Annotated in this window: 14 protein-coding genes and 1 pseudogene; 5 read left to right on the top strand and 10 right to left on the bottom strand. The window is 74.9% G+C overall.

All coding sequences use genetic code 11. From position 1 onward, the window contains the following. From trpA to trpC, 3 genes are all read right to left on the bottom strand, one after another. The coding region (gene trpA, locus E1258_RS20780; protein WP_132403894.1) for a tryptophan synthase subunit alpha at positions 1-793 on the bottom strand (793 nt) is incomplete at its 3' end. A 4-nt stretch (positions 794-797) separates the two neighbouring features. Then, positions 798-2033, bottom strand: coding sequence for a tryptophan synthase subunit beta (gene trpB / locus E1258_RS20775; protein WP_132403891.1), 1236 nt, complete (start codon positions 2031-2033; stop codon positions 798-800). A gap of 34 nt (positions 2034-2067) precedes the next feature. Then, the gene (trpC, locus tag E1258_RS20770) at positions 2068-2931 is read right to left on the bottom strand and encodes an indole-3-glycerol phosphate synthase TrpC (RefSeq protein WP_132403888.1); all 864 of its coding nucleotides are present in this window, start codon (positions 2929-2931) and stop codon (positions 2068-2070) included. 453 nt (positions 2932-3384) lie between these two features. On the opposite strand from trpC, the gene E1258_RS20765 reads away from it, so the two are divergent. Next, positions 3385-3642 carry a hypothetical protein gene (locus E1258_RS20765; protein ID WP_132403885.1) on the top strand — a complete coding sequence of 86 codons (258 nt, stop codon included), beginning with the start codon at positions 3385-3387 and terminating at the stop codon, positions 3640-3642. 119 nt (positions 3643-3761) lie between these two features. Here the strand turns inward: E1258_RS20765 and E1258_RS20760 are convergent, their stop codons facing one another. The 4 genes and pseudogenes from E1258_RS20760 to E1258_RS35035 form a co-directional block, all read right to left on the bottom strand. Beyond that, the gene (locus tag E1258_RS20760) at positions 3762-4370 is read right to left on the bottom strand and encodes a Trp biosynthesis-associated membrane protein (RefSeq protein ID WP_243715592.1); all 609 of its coding nucleotides are present in this window, start codon (positions 4368-4370) and stop codon (positions 3762-3764) included. A 40-nt stretch (positions 4371-4410) separates the two neighbouring features. Then, positions 4411-5964 carry an anthranilate synthase component I gene (locus E1258_RS20755; RefSeq protein WP_132403882.1) on the bottom strand — a complete coding sequence of 518 codons (1554 nt, stop codon included), beginning with the start codon at positions 5962-5964 and terminating at the stop codon, positions 4411-4413. Further along, positions 5961-6395, bottom strand: coding sequence for a phosphoribosyl-AMP cyclohydrolase (gene hisI / locus E1258_RS35040; protein WP_132403903.1), 435 nt, complete (start codon positions 6393-6395; stop codon positions 5961-5963). Before hisI ends, E1258_RS20755 begins: the two co-directional genes overlap by 4 nt. Before the next feature lie 228 nt (positions 6396-6623). Beyond that, positions 6624-6899 (bottom strand): annotated as a pseudogene (locus E1258_RS35035) (phosphoribosyl-AMP cyclohydrolase); the annotation flags it as partial. 627 nt (positions 6900-7526) lie between these two features. Here E1258_RS35035 and E1258_RS20745 point away from each other — a divergent pair. The 3 genes from E1258_RS20745 to E1258_RS20735 are packed head-to-tail and all read left to right on the top strand — an operon-like array spanning position 7527 to position 9632. Next, complete coding sequence (locus E1258_RS20745) at positions 7527-8261, top strand: ABC transporter ATP-binding protein (RefSeq protein WP_132403879.1); 735 nt, start codon at positions 7527-7529, stop codon at positions 8259-8261. After that, a complete protein-coding gene (locus tag E1258_RS20740; protein WP_132403876.1) occupies positions 8258-9013 on the top strand; it encodes an ABC transporter permease in 756 nt (251 codons plus the stop codon). Before E1258_RS20745 ends, E1258_RS20740 begins: the two co-directional genes overlap by 4 nt. A gap of 19 nt (positions 9014-9032) precedes the next feature. After that, positions 9033-9632, top strand: coding sequence for a TetR family transcriptional regulator (locus E1258_RS20735; protein WP_132403873.1), 600 nt, complete (start codon positions 9033-9035; stop codon positions 9630-9632). 5 nt (positions 9633-9637) lie between these two features. Here the strand turns inward: E1258_RS20735 and E1258_RS20730 are convergent, their stop codons facing one another. The 3 genes from E1258_RS20730 to E1258_RS20720 form a co-directional block, all read right to left on the bottom strand. Beyond that, positions 9638-10399 (bottom strand): DUF2470 domain-containing protein, encoded by a 762-nt coding sequence (locus E1258_RS20730; protein WP_132403900.1) that lies wholly within the window; start codon positions 10397-10399, stop codon positions 9638-9640. 145 nt (positions 10400-10544) lie between these two features. Next, complete coding sequence (locus E1258_RS20725) at positions 10545-12320, bottom strand: ABC transporter ATP-binding protein (protein WP_132403870.1); 1776 nt, start codon at positions 12318-12320, stop codon at positions 10545-10547. Continuing rightward, entirely contained in the window at positions 12317-14191 is a 1875-nt protein-coding gene (locus E1258_RS20720) for an ABC transporter ATP-binding protein (protein ID WP_207919645.1), read from the bottom strand. Before E1258_RS20720 ends, E1258_RS20725 begins: the two co-directional genes overlap by 4 nt. Positions 14192-14340: 149 nt before the next feature. Between E1258_RS20720 and E1258_RS20715 the strand changes: the two genes are divergently transcribed. Continuing rightward, a complete protein-coding gene (locus tag E1258_RS20715; RefSeq protein WP_132403867.1) occupies positions 14341-14970 on the top strand; it encodes a TIGR03085 family metal-binding protein in 630 nt (209 codons plus the stop codon). Positions 14971-15158 lie beyond the last annotated feature (188 nt).

The following is a 15158-nucleotide window of genomic DNA, read 5'->3' as shown; positions in this document are numbered from 1 at the left end:
GGTGACGGACGCCCTCGGCGAGTTCGGCGCTCAGGGCCCGCAGGGCGGTCAGGCCGGCGGCCGGATCGGGGGCATCGAGCAGGCAACGGATCAGCGCGCTGCCGACGATCACCCCGTCGGCGTACCCGGCGACCGTGCCGGCCTGCGCGCCGGTGCCGACGCCGAGCCCGACGCCGACCGGCAGGTCGGTGACCTCACGCAGCCGGGAGACCAGGATCGGCGCGGCCTCGGAGGTCTGCGAGCGGGCGCCCGTGACGCCCATGATCGCGGTGGCGTAGACGAAGCCCCGGCAGTGCTCCACGGTCATCCTCAGCCGCGCGTCCGTCGACGACGGGGAGACCAGGAAGGTGCGGTCCAGCCCGTGCGCGTCCGAGGCGGCCAGCCACTCGTCGGCCTCGTCGGGGATCAGGTCAGGGGTGATCAGGCCGGTGCCGCCGGCCGCCGCGAGGTCCCGGGCGAACGCGTCGACGCCGTACTGCTCGATCGGGTTCCAGTAGGTCATCGTGACCACCGGCGCGCCGGTCGCCGCGACCGCCTCGACGATGCGCAGCGTGTCGGCGGTGCGCACGCCGCCGGCCAGGGCGATGTCGCTGGCCTTCTGGATCACCGGGCCGTCCATCACCGGGTCGGAGTACGGGATCTCCACCTCGATGACGTCCACGCCCGCGGAGACCATGGCGGTCATCGCGGCGATGCTGCCCTCGACGGTCGGGAAACCGGCCGGCATACAGCCCACCAGCACGGCCCGCCCGTCTGCACGGGCCTTGTCGAACGCGACCCCGATCCGGCTCACGGTCTCACTGCTCCTTGTCGAGGATGCCGAAGTACTCGCCGGCGGTATGCACGTCCTTGTCGCCCCGGCCGGAGAGGTTGACCACGATGACCGGCTCCCGGCCCAGCTCCGCGGCGAGCCCCGGGGCGATCTTGCGTGCACCGGCGAGCGCGTGCGCGCTCTCGATCGCCGGGATGATCCCCTCGGTGCGGCAGAGCAGCTCGAACGCGGCCATCGCCTCGGCGTCGGTCACCGGCAGGTACGTCGCCCGGCCGCTGTCGTGCAGCCACGCGTGCTCCGGCCCGACGCCCGGGTAGTCCAGGCCGGCCGAAATGGAGTGCGACTCCATCGTCTGCCCGTCGGCGTTCTGGAGCACGTACGTGCGGGCACCGTGCAGCACGCCCGAGGATCCGCCGGTGATGCTGGCCGCGTGCCGGTCGGTGTCCACGCCCTCCCCGCCGGCCTCGAAGCCGTACAGCCGCACTCCCGCGTCGGGCACGAAGGCGTGGAAGATGCCCAGCGCGTTGGAACCGCCGCCGACGCAGGCCGCGACGGCGTCCGGCAGCGCGCCGGTCAGGTCGAGGCACTGCGCGCGGGCCTCGACGCCGATGCCCCGGACGAAGTCCCGGACCAGCTCCGGGAAGGGGTGCGGGCCGGCGGCCGTGCCGATGAGGTAGTGGGTCTCGTCGACGTTGGCGACCCAGTCCCGCATCGCCTCGTTCATCGCGTCCTTGAGGGTGCGCGAGCCGTTGGTGACCGGAACGACGGTGGCGCCGAGCATCCGCATCCGGGCCACGTTGAGCGCCTGCCGCCGCGTGTCCACCTCGCCCATGTAGACCACGCAGTCGAGGTCGAACAGGGCGGCGGCGGTGGCGGTGGCCACACCGTGCTGGCCGGCACCGGTCTCGGCGATCACCCGCCGTTTGCCCATCCGCTTGGTCAGCAGCGCCTGGCCGAGCACGTTGCGCACCTTGTGCGCGCCGGTGTGGTTGAGATCCTCGCGCTTGAGCAGCACCCGCGCGCCGATCTGCGCGGAGAACCGGTGCGCCGGGTAGAGCAGCGAGGGGGTGCCGGCGTAGTCGCGCAGCAGGGCGTCGAACTCGGCGAGGAACGACTCGTCGGACATCGCCTTGCGGTACGCGGCGTCCAGCTCGTCGAGCGCCGCGACCAGCGCCTCCGGGACGAACCGGCCGCCGAACCGGCCGAAGTGACCGGCGGCGTCGGGGACCTGACCGACCGGGGCCGGCTCGTTGGCGCTCATCGCGGTTGTCCTCTCGCTGCTGACCGGGCGCGGCTCAGCGCGCCGGACGGGGCGTCGCCGGGTGGTTGCCGGCGTTGACCAGGGCGGCCACCGCCTCGCGGGGGCTGGACTGGGTGACCAGGCCCTCGCCGACCAGCACGGCGTCGGCGCCGGCCGAGGCGTAGCGGATCAGGTCATGGGGGCCGCGCACACCCGACTCGGCGATCTTGACGACGTTGCTGGGCAGGCCGGGGGCGATCCGCTCGAACACCGACCGGTCGACCTCCAAGGTACGCAGGTCACGGGCGTTGACCCCGATCACCTGCGCGCCGGCCTCCATGGCGCGGTCGGCCTCCTCCTCCGTGTGCACCTCGACCAGCGCGCACATGCCGAGAGACTCGATCCGCTCCAGCAGACCGACCAGCGCGTTCTGCTCCAGGGCGGCCACGATCAGCAGGACCAGGTCGGCGCCGTGCGCGCGGGCCTCGTGCACCTGGTAGCTGGAGACCACGAAGTCCTTGCGCAGCACCGGGACCTTCACCGCGGCCCGGACGGCGGCCAGGTCGTCGAGCGAGCCGCCGAACCAGCGCCCCTCGGTGAGCACGCTGATGGCCCGCGCTCCCCCGGCGGCGTACTCGCCGGCCAGGACGGCCGGGTCGGCGATCTCGGCCAGTTGGCCCCGGGAAGGCGACGAGCGCTTCACCTCGGCGATCACCGCCACGCCGGGCCGGCGCAGGGCCGCGTACGCGTCCAGCGGCGGCGGCGCGGCGGCGGCGAGTTCCCGGATCCGCTCCAGCGGAACCTGCTCCTGCCGTCGGGCGACGTCCTCACGGACGCCGGCCAGGATCTCGTCGAGGACGCTTCCGGACGCCGCCGGACCGGCCCCGTCCCCCTCCGCGTGCGCATGCTCAGCAGTCACCAACGGACTCCCCTCTCCGGGTGTCATGGGCCGATGCTAGGGGGCGCCACCTGGCAGCACGTGCCGGGGGTATGGCGCTCCTCACGAAATGGGCTGCGGCATAATGGCCGACTTCCGGTGAACGGTGCATCACCGAGCGCAACCGCCCCCATCGATCGCGGTGACAGAACCGCCATTCAATCCATCGACGATCACCCATCTCCATCGGATCATTGTCCGTCGTCGCCGCGCCACGCGCATGCCGATCGATGTTGTGACGAAGCTCAAGGCTGAACGGCCCTGTCCAGGTGACCGGGAACGGCGGACAGTTGACGTAGCGGTGACCACGGCGAAACGTGAGCCGGGCACCGTGGGACTCGGGCAGACTCGACGAGGAGCTGCCCATGTCCCGTCGGGCGGTCGCGGTGCGCGCCTGCCCAGGCCGTCGGAACGATCTTCGTGCGGGGTGACCAGATGAGCACTGCCGGGCCCAACCCGACCATCGGACTGACCACCATCTCCCGGACCGTGGCGTCGCTCGCCGTCGGGGTGGTGCACACCCTGGAGCGGGCCGTCGCGGGCGACGCCCGGGTCCGCACCGCGCGCGGCAACGCCTGGGAGGCCGTCTGCGCCGACCGGGCCCGCGCCGACCAGCGCGCCGAGCTGGATCGCCTGGTGGCCGAGCTGGCCGCCGCCCGTGCTGCCACCCGGGGCCGCCAGCCGGTCGGCTGATCCCGCCACCGTCGGCCGCCCCGCCACCGTCGGCCGCCCCGCGGCCCTCGGCCGGCATCGCGCGGCACACCGGGCGGCCCGCGCGGTGTGGCGGGCCAGCGGCGCGGCGGATCCACCGGTCAGTCGGCCGTCGGGTCCTCACCCCGGTCCAACGCGTCCCACGCCTCGGTGGTGCGCCGCCCGGTCACCGGGCCGGCCGTGGCCTCGCCCCGGGCGGGGCCGGCGGCACCGCGCGCCGGCCGCTCGTAGCGCGCCCCCATCCCCGGCCAGCGCGCGCCGCGCAGCGTGGTGAGCCCGCCACCGAGGGCGGCGAGCAGGCCGCCGACCAGGCACAACGCCGGCCACTGCCGGCTCACTGCGCCGTCGAACCCGGCCACCACGCCGTAGCCGCCGCCAACCGCCACGGCCACACCGAGCGCCAGCAGCAGGACTCCGATCAGCCGGCGCGGTACCCCCCGGGTGGCCAGCACCGCGCCGCCACCGGCCAGCCCGACCACCGCGAGTGCGGGCAGCCAGGGCAGCAGCACCGCCCCGGTGCGGGCCGCGCGCACCGGGGGCAGCGGCGCCGGCCGGGCCGCCAGCTCGACCGACCAGGTCCGGGTCGACGCCCACAGCGCCAGGCCCGCGCCGGCCAGGCAGAGCAGCACCGCGTACGTCAGCTCGCGCCGCCCCTGCGCGGCCGGCGCGGCGGCCCCGGGCGTCACCCGGTCGGCCGCCGGCCCGGTCACCGCGGCCACCCGCCGCCCACGACGCCCCGCCCCGCCGGGCTCACCGGGCCGGCCGCAGCGTCTCGGCGGCGGCGATGGCGGCGAGCACGGCCGCGGCCTTGCTGCGGGTCTCCTGGTCCTCCGCGGCCGGGTCCGAGTCGGCCACCACCCCCGCGCCGGCCTGCACGTACGCGCGGCCGTCGCGGATCAGCGCGGTGCGGATGGCGATCGCCATGTCCAGGTCCCCGCCGAAGCCGAAGTAGCCGACCGTGCCGCCGTAGAGGCCGCGCCGGACCGGCTCCAGCTCCTCGATGATCTCCATGGCGCGTACCTTCGGCGCGCCGGACAGGGTGCCGGCGGGGAAGGTCGCGGCGAGCGCGTCGAACGCCGTCTGCTCCTCCCGCAGCTCGCCGACCACGGTCGAGACGATGTGCATGACGTGGCTGTAGCGCTCGATGGTGGCGAACTCCGGCACCTCCACCGTGCCCGGTCGGCAGACCCGGCCCAGATCGTTGCGACCCAGGTCGACAAGCATCACGTGCTCGGAGCGCTCCTTCGGGTCGGCGAGCAGCTCGGCGGCGAGCCGGGCGTCGGCCTCCGGGGTGCCGCCGCGCGGGCGGGTGCCGGCGATCGGGTGCAGCAGCGCCCGCCGCCGCCCGTCGGGGCCGGCGCTGACCTTCAGGTGCGCCTCGGGCGAGGAGCCGACGATGTCGAAGCCGTCGAAGCGCAGCAGGTACATGTACGGGCTCGGGTTGGTGGTGCGCAGCACCCGGTAGACGTCCAGGGGGTCGGCGTCGGTGGGCCGCTCGAAGCGCTGGGCCAGCACGATCTGGAAACACTCCCCGGCCCGGATCGCCTCTTTGGCCGTGTCGACGGCCTTCGGGTAGCCGCCGGGGTCGGTGCGGCTGAGCACGTCGCCGACGGCCGGGCGGTCGACCGTGGAGATCATCGGCGGGATGGGCCGGGACAGCGCCGTGGTCATCGCGTCCAGCCGGCCCACGGCGTGGTGGTACGCGGCGGCGACCAGGGCGTCGCGGTCCGGCTCGTCCGCAGGCGGGAGCACCGCGTTGGCGATCAGGATCGCCGAGCCGTCGTAGTGGTCGAGGACCACCAGGTCGGTGGCGAGCATCATGCCCAGCTCGGGCAGGCCGAGGTCGTCCTCGGTCAGCTCGGGCAGCCGCTCGAAGCGGCGGACCAGGTCGTACCCGAGGTAGCCGACCATGCCGCCGGTCAGCGGCGGCATGCCGCTGACCGGGTCCCACGCCGGGCCGGCGAGGGCCTCGACGGTCTCGCGCAGCACCCGGACCGGGTCGCCGTCGGTGGGCAGTCCGGCCGGCGGCTGGCCCGTCCAGCACGCCGACCCCCCGCGCTCGGTGAGGGTTGCGCTGCTGCGCACGCCGATGAACGAGTACCGTGACCAGGCCATCCCCGCCGAGCCGGCTCCCTGCTCGGCGGACTCCAGCAGGAAGGTGCCCGGGCCGCCGGCCAGCTTACGGTAGACGCCCACCGGGGTTTCCGCGTCGGCGAGCAGCCGCCGGGTGACCGGGACGACCCGCCAGCGGGCGGCCAGGTCGGCGAAGGTGCGCTGGTCGGGGCTGGCGACGCCGTCGGTCATGCGGGCTCCCCTCCGGCGGTGACGGGCAGTTCGGTGAAGAAGCAGGTGCGCTCGCCGGTGTGGCAGGCCCCGCCGACCTGGTCGACGCTGACCAGCAGCGCGTCGCCGTCGCAGTCCAGCGCCACCGAGCGGACGTGCTGGTGGTGACCGGAGGTGGCCCCCTTGACCCAGTACTCCCGGCGGCTGCGCGACCAGTAGGTGGCCCGGCCGGTGGTGAGGGTGCGGTGCAGCGCCTCGTCGTCCATCCAGGCGACCATCAGCACCTCACCGGTGTCGTGCTGACGCACCACGGCGACCACCAGGCCGTCGGGGCCACGGCGCAGCCGCGCGGCGACGGCCGGGTCGAGCCGGGACGGACGGGCCGGGCCGGGCGTCCCCGGCGGGGTCGGGCGGGCGTGGGCGCCGGTCACCGGCGCGTCAGGTACGGGCACAGTGACCCATTCTCCCGCACGTGGCGAGGGCACCGGCGACGGCTCCCGCCGGGGGGCCGGCGCCGGCTCGGGCACGCCGGTGAGCTGCGCGAGATAGCGGTCCAGCCGCCCGTCGGACAGCGCCTCGGCGAGGTCCGCGCCGGCCACGGCGGCGATCTCGTCGGCGTACGGGCGGATCAGCGCGACGGTGCCGGCGACCAGGCGCCCGGCGGCGGCCCAGAGCTGCCCGGCGGAGCCGGGGCGCATGCCCAGGCAGAGCAGCATGTCGTCGCGGTACCCGGTCGGGGCGACCGGCAGGTCGAGGGCGGCGGCGAACGCCGCCCGCCGGGACACGACCCGCACCGACGGGTTGGCCAGCCGCAGCACGGAGGGGCAGAGCCGGGCCAGGTCGGCGGCGGCCAGCCGGACGCCGAGGTGGTCGCCCCGGGCCCGGGCCCCCGCGACCTTACCGAGTGTGGCGATCAGTTCCTCCAGCCTCGGCTCGTCGGCGGGCTGGCAGAGCACCGGCAGGTCGATCCGGGCGCGCCACCGGTCGTCGGCCCACAGCAGCCGGACCGGCGCGGTGACCGGCAGCCCGAACGCCCACTCGGCCGGCTGGGCGAGCCGGTCCCGCCAGGAGCGGACGTCGCGGACGGCCACCGAGACGTGGGTGAGCCGGCCGCCGGACTCGGCCAGGTAGGCGCGGCGGGCGGCGTACGGGGCGTTGATCAGCGGATCGGCCGGTCGAGCCGGCGTGGCGTCGGTGACCAGCACGTCGAGGTCGACGTCGCTGTGTGCCGTGGCGGCCCGGCGGGCGTGGCTGCCGCGCAGCAGGATTCCGACGACGGGCCGCTCGCCCGCGTGCCGCAGCCGGGCGGCCCAGTCGTCGAGGAATCCACTTTCCGGTGACGCAGCGTGACCCACCGCGCCATCGTGCCGTACGCCCGATCGGGGCGCAATGCCCGGTGCCGGACGGGCTGTCCGGTGAGGAGGGCTGACGCCCGGTCCGAAGGCTGGTGTCCGAGCGTTCTGATTCCTGCCTCGGGGTACCTTTCGCCGCTAATCCCGCTCGATGCCAACCCGTTGCGGACGGACGAACAACTCATCTAGCGTTGAGTTCATCGAGTGTTGAATTCTACTGTGGAGGTGGCGATGGACCACGCGATCGCAATCCGCGACCTGGTCGTGGACCGGGGGCGGCGCCGGGTGCTGCACGGCGTGACCTGCGCGGTGCCGCGCGGCGCGGTCACCGGTTTGCTCGGGCCCAGCGGCAGCGGCAAGACCACCCTCATGCGGGCCGTCGTCGGGGTGCAGACGGTCCGCTCGGGCTCGGTGACCGTGCTCGGCCGGCCGGCGGGCTCCCCCGCGCTGCGCAGCCGGGTGGGATACCTGACCCAGGCGCCCAGCGTCTACGCCGACCTCACCGTCGCCGAGAACGCCCGCTACTTCGCCGCCCTGCACGGCCGGGGCCGCGCCGAGGCGGACCGCGCCGTGGCCGACGTGGGGCTCGCCAACGCCGCCGGGCAGCTCGTCGGCTCCCTCTCCGGCGGGCAGCGCAGCCGGGCGTCGCTGGCCTGCGCCCTGGTCGGCGAGCCGGAGCTGGTCGTCCTCGACGAGCCGACGGTCGGGCAGGACCCGGTGCTGCGGGCGGACCTGTGGGCCCGGTTCCACGCCCTCGCCGCCGCCGGGACGACCCTGCTAGTGTCCAGCCACGTGATGGACGAGGCGGCCCGCTGCGACCGGCTGCTACTGATCCGCGGGGGCCGGCTCGTCGCCGACGACACACCCGACGCGGTCCGCGCCGCCGCCGGGGTCGACGACCTCGAGGAGGCGTTCCTGCGCCTGATCCGGGCCAGCGAGGCGGCCACGGTCGGGGAGGCGTCGTGAACCCACGCATCCTGGCCGCCACCATCGGCCGCATCCTGCGCCAGCTTCGGCACGACCGGCGCACCGTCGCCCTGCTCATGGTGGTGCCGGCCCTGCTGCTCGCCCTCATCTACTACATGTACGCCGACCAGCCCACCCCACCCGGCCAGCCGAGCACGTTCGACCGCGTGGCCCTGGTGATGCTCGGCATCTTCCCCTTCGTGATCATGTTCCTGGTGACCAGCATCGCGATGCTGCGCGAGCGCACCTCCGGCACCCTGGAGCGGCTGCTCACCACCCCGCTCGGCCGGCTCGACCTGCTCTTCGGCTACGGCATCGCGTTCGGCCTCGCCGCCGCCGGCCAGGCCGCGGTCGCCTCGGCGGTGGCGTACTGGGTGCTCGGGCTGACAACCGCCGGCAGCGCCGCCCTGGTGATCGCGATCGCCGTGGTCAACGCGGTGCTCGGCGTCGCCCTCGGCCTGCTCTGCAGCGCCTTCGCCCGTACCGAGTTCCAGGCCGTGCAGTTCATGCCGGTCGTGGTGGCCCCCCAGCTACTGCTGTGCGGGCTGTTCGTCGCCCGCGACGAGATGGCCGGCTGGTTGCAGGCGGTTAGCGACGTGCTCCCGCTGTCGTACGCCGTCGAGGCGTTGCAGGAGGTCGGCGCGCACGCCGAGCCGACGGCCACCATCTGGCGCGACCTCTGGGTGGTGGCCGGCGCGGTGGTGCTGGCGCTGGCGCTCGCCGCGGCCACCCTGCGCCGCCGCAGCGGCTGAGGCGCGGCGGGGGGCGAGGGTGGCGACGACGCGACGCACCGGGCGGCGGCCCGGCAATCCGGGCACCCGCGCCGCGATCCTCGACGCGGCCCGCGCCGCGTTCGCGGAGCGGGGCTTCGACGCGGCCTCGATCCGGTCGATCGCCGGGGCGGCCGGGGTGGACCCGGCGCTGGTGCACCACTACTTCGGCAGCAAGGACCAGCTCTTCCTGGCCGCGATGGGCGCCCCGCTCGACCCTGCCGAGCTGCTGCCCCGGGTGCTGTCCGGCGACGCCGACGGCGTCGGCGAACGGCTGGTGCGCACCTTCCTCAGCGTCTGGGACTCTCCGGCCGGCACGCCGGCGGTGGCCCTGCTGCGCTCGGCCGTCAGCAACGCGTGGACCGCCCGGCTGTTGCGCGAGTTCCTGGTCACCCAGGTGCTGCGGCGGGTCCTGCACCATCTCGACGTCGACCCGGCGGAGCTGCCGCTGCGCGGGTCGCTGGTGGCCAGCCAGATGATCGGGCTGGCCGTGATGCGGTACGTCGTCCGGCTGGAGCCGGTCGCCTCCGCCCCGCCGGAGACCCTGGTGGCGGCGGTGGGCCCCACCATCCAGCGCTACCTGCGCGGCGACCTGACGTAGCCCGGTCAGGCGGTCGGGGGCGTGGAGGCGCGCACCGGGCGGTGGTGGCAGAGCATCGGGTGCAGCAGCCGGGCCAGCTCCCGATGGTCGGCCACCGGGCCCGGGAAGGCCAGCCGGGCCCGCCGCCGGGCGCCGGGCCCGCCGAGGGAGACCAGCAGCCCGTACCGGTCGACGCGGACCACCCGGGGCGGGCCGTCGGGGCCGGACTCGACCAGGCCGAGCTGGCGGCGGACGTACGCGGCCATTTCCCGGCCGTGGCGCACGGCCAGCTCGGCCAGCAGCTCCGTCTCCACCGGGTGCAGCGGGTCCGGCTCCGCCTCGGCGTACGCCACGGGGTCGACCCGCAGCAGCCCGTCGGGGCGCTCCAGGCGGGCCTCGGCCACCTCGAAGCGGTACAGCCGGAAGCGGGTGCCCACGTCGAGCAGGTCGCCGGTCGGGTCCACCTCGGCGAAGTCCAGGGCGGCCCGGCGGGCCGCGTCCGCGTGCAGCGCGGCGGCCCAGCCGGAGACCCAGGCGCGGCCGAGCGACGGGGCGCCGGCGGCCGGCGGCAGGTCCAGCACGTCGAGCGCCACGGCGACGTCGGAGCCCGTGCCGAGGGGCAGCGCCGCCGCCAGGTCGCTGTGGACCGGGACGAGCAGCAGCACCCGCCCGTCGGCGTCGGTGACGTGCCGGACGTGGAACGGCCCGGGTCGCTGGGCCAGGTGGACCAGGGCCGGGAGCCGGCCGGCGACCAGCGTCCGGACGATCTCGGCGGGCGCGGGGCGCAGGGCGGGACTGGGGCGCATGACCCACCTCCGAAGGTTAGGCTTACCTAACAGCACCGTAAACCACGCGTGCCCCCACGTCCACCGGCTCGCCGTTTTCCCCGCCCGGGCCTGGAGATGCCGATCACGTTCGCGAAGCGGCAGCCGGTCAGCGGGTCTGCTCCAGCCATGAGGCATGCAGCAGGCCGTAGACCGAGTCGGGGTCGCGGACCAGCTCGTCGTGCGGCCCGCGCTGCACGATCCGGCCCCGGTCCACCACGATCACCTCGTCGGCGGTTTCGGCGGTGGAGAGCCGGTGGGCGATCGCGAGGGTGGTCCGGCCCCGGGTCACCGCGTCCAGGGTGCGTTGCAGCCGCACCTCCGTCGCCGGGTCCACCGCGCTGGTCGCCTCGTCCAGCACCAGCAGGTCCGGGTCCGCCACGTACGCCCGGGCGAGCGCCACGAGCTGCCGCTCCCCCACGCTCAGCGCCTCGCCCCGCTCGCCGACCGGGGTGTCCAGCCCGGCCGGCAGCCCGTCCAGCCAGTCCGCCAGCCCCAGCTCGGTGAACGCGGCCGTGAGCTCCGCGTCGGTCAGCTCCGGCCGGGCGAAACGGACGTTCTGCCCGACCGTGGCGTCGAACAGGAAGCCGTCCTGCGGCACCATCACCACCCGGGAGCGCAGCGAGGCGAACCGGACCTCGGGCAGCGGAACGCCGGAGAGCAGCACCGCGCCGTCGGTCGGGTCCATCAGCCGGGTGAGCAGCTTCGCGAACGTGGTCTTGCCGCTGCCGGTTTCGCCCACCACGGCGACCCGGCTCTTCGCCTCGATCTCCAGGGTCACGTCGTGCAGCACCGGCGGCCCGCCCGGATAGGCGAAGCCGACCCCGGCGAAGTGGATGTCCAGCGGCCCCGGGGGCAGGTCCCGGCCCTGCTCGCCCGGGTCGGCCACGTCCGGGGCGACGTCCAGCACATCGAGCACCCGCCGCCAGCCGGCAATGGCGTTCTGCGCCTCGTTGAGCACCTCCGTGGCGATCTGCACCGGCTGGATGAACAGGGTCACCAGGAACAGGAACGCGGTGAGCTGGCCGACCGACAGGGTGCCGTCCACCCCGAGGGTCACCCCGAGCACCACGACGCCGGCCAGCGCCAGCCCGGCGGCCAGCTCCCCCACCGAGCTGCCCAGGATGCTGATCCGGATGGCCCGCTGCTGGGCCCGTTGCTGCCCCTCGATCGCCGCGTCCAGCCGCCGGGCGGTCCGCCCGGCGATCCCGTACGCGCGGATCACCGGAGCGCCGACGACGCTCTCGCCGATCGCGCCGAGCAGGGTGCCCATCCGCTGCCGGACCACCCCGTACGCCTCGGCGAGGCGGCGCTGGAGCTGCCGGATCATCAACACCGCCGGCGCGAACGCGGCGAGCACCACGAGGGTCAACTGCCAGGAGTAGGCGAGCATGACGGCCGTCGTCACCACGAGCTGCCCGAGGTTGACGATCAGGATCACCCCGCCCCACTGGAGGAACTGGGTGATCTGGTCGACGTCGCTGGTGACCCGGGAGACCAGCGAGCCGCGCCGCTCGGACTGCTGGTGCAGCATCGACAGGTCGTGCACGTGCCGGAACGCCCGGGTGCGCACGTTGGCCAGGGCCGTCTCGCTGACCGTGAACAGCCGGCGCATCATCAGGTACCCGCAGATCGTGGTCACCGCCAGCACGGCGCCGGTCGCCGCGACGACGCTCCACACCACACCCAGGTCGGGTCCGCCGACGATGCCCTTGTCGATACCCTGCTGCACGGCGACCGGGACGGCGACCCGGCCGATCATGTAGACCAGCGCCAGCACGAGGGTGCCGGCCAGGCCGGTGCGCAGCTCCGGCGAGAGGGCCAGGCCCCGCCGCAGCGTCTGCCAGGTGCTCTCCGCCGGCCGCTCGGCCTCGACCACGCTCACCGGTCCACCTCGACTTCCAGGCTGGAGGTCAGCGGGGCGACCTCGTCGTACGGGCGTGGCTGCTCGCCGTCAGTCTCCGCCTGCTCGTAGGCGGTGACCAGGTCGGCGTAGCCGGAGACGGTGGCGAGCAGCTCGGTGTGGGTGCCCCGGGCGACCACCCGGCCCTGCTCCAGGTAGATGACCTCGTCGGCGAGCGCGATGGTGGCCCGCCGGTACGCCACCACGAGGATCGAGGCGGCGGGTCCACCGGCGGCCGGCGCGCGCAGCCCGGCCAGGATGGCCGCCTCCACCCTCGGGTCCACCGCGCTGGTGGCGTCGTCGAGAACCAGCAGCCGGGGCCGTCCGGCCAGCGACCGGGCCAGGGTGAGCCGCTGCCGCTGCCCACCGGAGAGGGAGGTGCCCCGCTCGCCGACCATGGTGTCCAGCCCTTCGGGCAGCGCGGCGACGAAGCCGTCCGCCTCGGCGAGCCGCAGCGCGGCCCAGACGTCGTCGTCGGAGACGCCGGGCCGGTCCAGCGCGATGTTCGCCCGGACGGTGTCGTCGAAGACGAACGGCACCTGGGCGACCAGGGCGGCGGTGTCCACCAGCGAGGCGGCGGTGAGCCGGCGGACGTCCACCCCGTCGAGGCTGACCGTGCCGGTGTGCGGGTCGACCAGCCGCACCGCCAGCGCGGCGACGGTGGACTTGCCCGAGCCGGTGGGGCCGACCAGGGCCACGGTCTGCCCGGCTCCGACGGTGAAGGAGACCTCGCCGAGCACCTCGGCGCCGGGCAGGTGCGCCTCGGCGGGCTCGTACGCGAAGCCGACGCCCGCGAAGGTGAGCGTGGCCGGTCCCGGCTCGGCCGGGTCGAGCGCCACGTGCCCGTACGGCATCTCGCCGGTGGCGTCGAGCACCCGGCGCACCCGGTCCCAGCCGGCGACGCTGCGCGGCAACTCGGCCAACACCCAGCCGATGGCCCGCACCGGGAAGGCCAGCACGGTGAACAGGAAGGCCACGCTGACCAGCTCGGTGACCGTGATGGCGCCCTGCCGGAGCCGGAACGCGCCGACCACCAGCACGGCGAGCGTGCCGAGGCTGGGCAGGGTCTCCAGTATCGGGTCGAAGACGCCCCGCAGCCGGCCCACGGCGATCAGCGCGTCGCGCAGCTCGCCGGCCCGGGCGGCGAACCGGGCCGTCTCCTGCGCCTCGCGGCCCATGGTCTTGACCACCAGCGCGCCGTCGAAGCTCTCGTGGGCGATGCCGCTGACCTCGGCGCGCAGCCGCTGGGCGCGAGCCTGGCGGGGGGCCATCCGGCGGGAGTAGACCACGTTGAGGGCGAACAGGGCGGGGAAGACCGCCAGCCCGACGAGGGCCAGCGCCCAGTCGGTGGCGAACAGGGAGGCGATCGCGCCGACCAGCATCACCACCGTGCCGACCGCGAAGGGCAGCGGGGCGATGGGGTACCAGGCCGCCTCGACGTCGGAGTTGGCGTTGGACAGCAGGGTGCCGGTGGCGTTGCGCTGGTGCCAGGACAGCGGCAGGTTCAGGTAGCGGCGGGTGACCTGCCGGCGGTAGGCGGCCTGGAGCCGGAACTGCATGTAGCCCGCGCCGAGCCGGCGGCCGAAGATGCCGACCACCCGCAGCACGCTGATGCCGAACAGGGCACCGGCGGCGAGGGCGAGGGCCGCGACGCCCACCGACCCGCGCGCGATCGCCGGCACCACCACGTCGCCGACCACCGCCCCGACGACGTACGCGCTGGCGATCACCAGCCCGCCGAACAGCACGCTGCCGCCGACCGCGATCGCGAAGATCCGGGGCTGCTCCCGGATCGCTTGGCCGAGCACGGCCAGCCCCCTGCGGAGCACATCTCGACTTGTCCTGCTGGTCACGCTCTCCCCCGCCGTAAGTTGCAATTATCTCCCTCATCCTTACCGGACGGACACCACCGCGCCTCCCGCAAACCCTATGTCGGCGATCACGTCGACCGCCGTCGTTGCCACGACGGGCGGACGGCGACCGGGCGGCCTACGATCGGGCCATGCCGCGGTACGCCCGGTCGGAGCGCGAGGCACTCGCCGACCTCATGCAGAGCGTGGGTCCGGACGCGCCGACCGTCAACGAGGGCTGGCCGGTCCGGGACCTCGCCGCCCACCTGATTCTCCGGGAGCGCCGGCCGGACGCCGCTTCGGGGATCGCGCTGCCGCCGCTGCGCGGGTACGCCGAGCGGGTACGCCTGCGGATCGCGGCGCGACCCTTCGCCGAGCTGGTGGCCCTGGTGCGCCGGCCGCCGCTGTGGAGCCCGGTGAGCAACCCGGTCACCGACGAACTGGTCAACACCATGGAGTTCTACATCCACCACGAGGACGTCCGGCGGGCCCGGGCGGGGTGGCAACCGCGCGACCTGCCGCCCGGGCTGGGCGCCGTGCTGTGGCGCCGGGCCGCGGTGCTGGGCCGGCTGGCGCTGCGCCGCTTCCCGGCCGACGTGCTGGTGCAGGCGCCCGGGCACGGCGAGCTGTCGGCTGGCCGGGGCGGGCAGCGGGTCCGCGTGGTCGGCGCGCCGACCGAGCTGGTGCTGTTCCTCACCGGCCGGCAGCGGGTCGCCCGGGTACAGGTGGAAGGGCCGGCGGCGGCGGTCGACCGGCTGCGGGCCGCCCACCTCGGCATCTGACCCACCGCTTCCGGGCGGTCACGTCGAGCCACCGAACAGCCCCGACCGGTTCCCCAACTGCCGCCGCGAGGGCTAGCCGACGCCCCGGTGCAGGCAATACCCTTCGGTAACCGCAAACGACGTGACCCCCGTCACGCTCCACCCCCGAAGGCGACCATAGCGATGGCTCTCGATATTCCCTACCGTTC

Source organism: Micromonospora sp. KC207 (assembly GCF_004348615.1).
Taxonomy (GTDB): Bacteria; Actinomycetota; Actinomycetes; order Mycobacteriales; family Micromonosporaceae; genus Micromonospora.
Note: the sequence above shows the minus strand (reverse complement) of the source record. Positions and strands in the feature narration are given on the sequence as shown.

Bases quoted from the DNA above. Each gene is read 5' to 3' on its own strand.
- E1258_RS20715 (WP_132403867.1), top strand. From the start codon at position 14,341: ATGCCGCGGTACGCCCGGTCGGAGCGCGAGGCACTCGCCGACCTCATG.
- trpB (WP_132403891.1), bottom strand. From the start codon at position 2,033: ATGAGCGCCAACGAGCCGGCCCCGGTCGGTCAGGTCCCCGACGCCGCC.
- E1258_RS20765 (WP_132403885.1), top strand. From the start codon at position 3,385: ATGAGCACTGCCGGGCCCAACCCGACCATCGGACTGACCACCATCTCC.
- E1258_RS20745 (WP_132403879.1), top strand. From the start codon at position 7,527: ATGGACCACGCGATCGCAATCCGCGACCTGGTCGTGGACCGGGGGCGG.
- E1258_RS20755 (WP_132403882.1), bottom strand. From the start codon at position 5,964: ATGACCGACGGCGTCGCCAGCCCCGACCAGCGCACCTTCGCCGACCTG.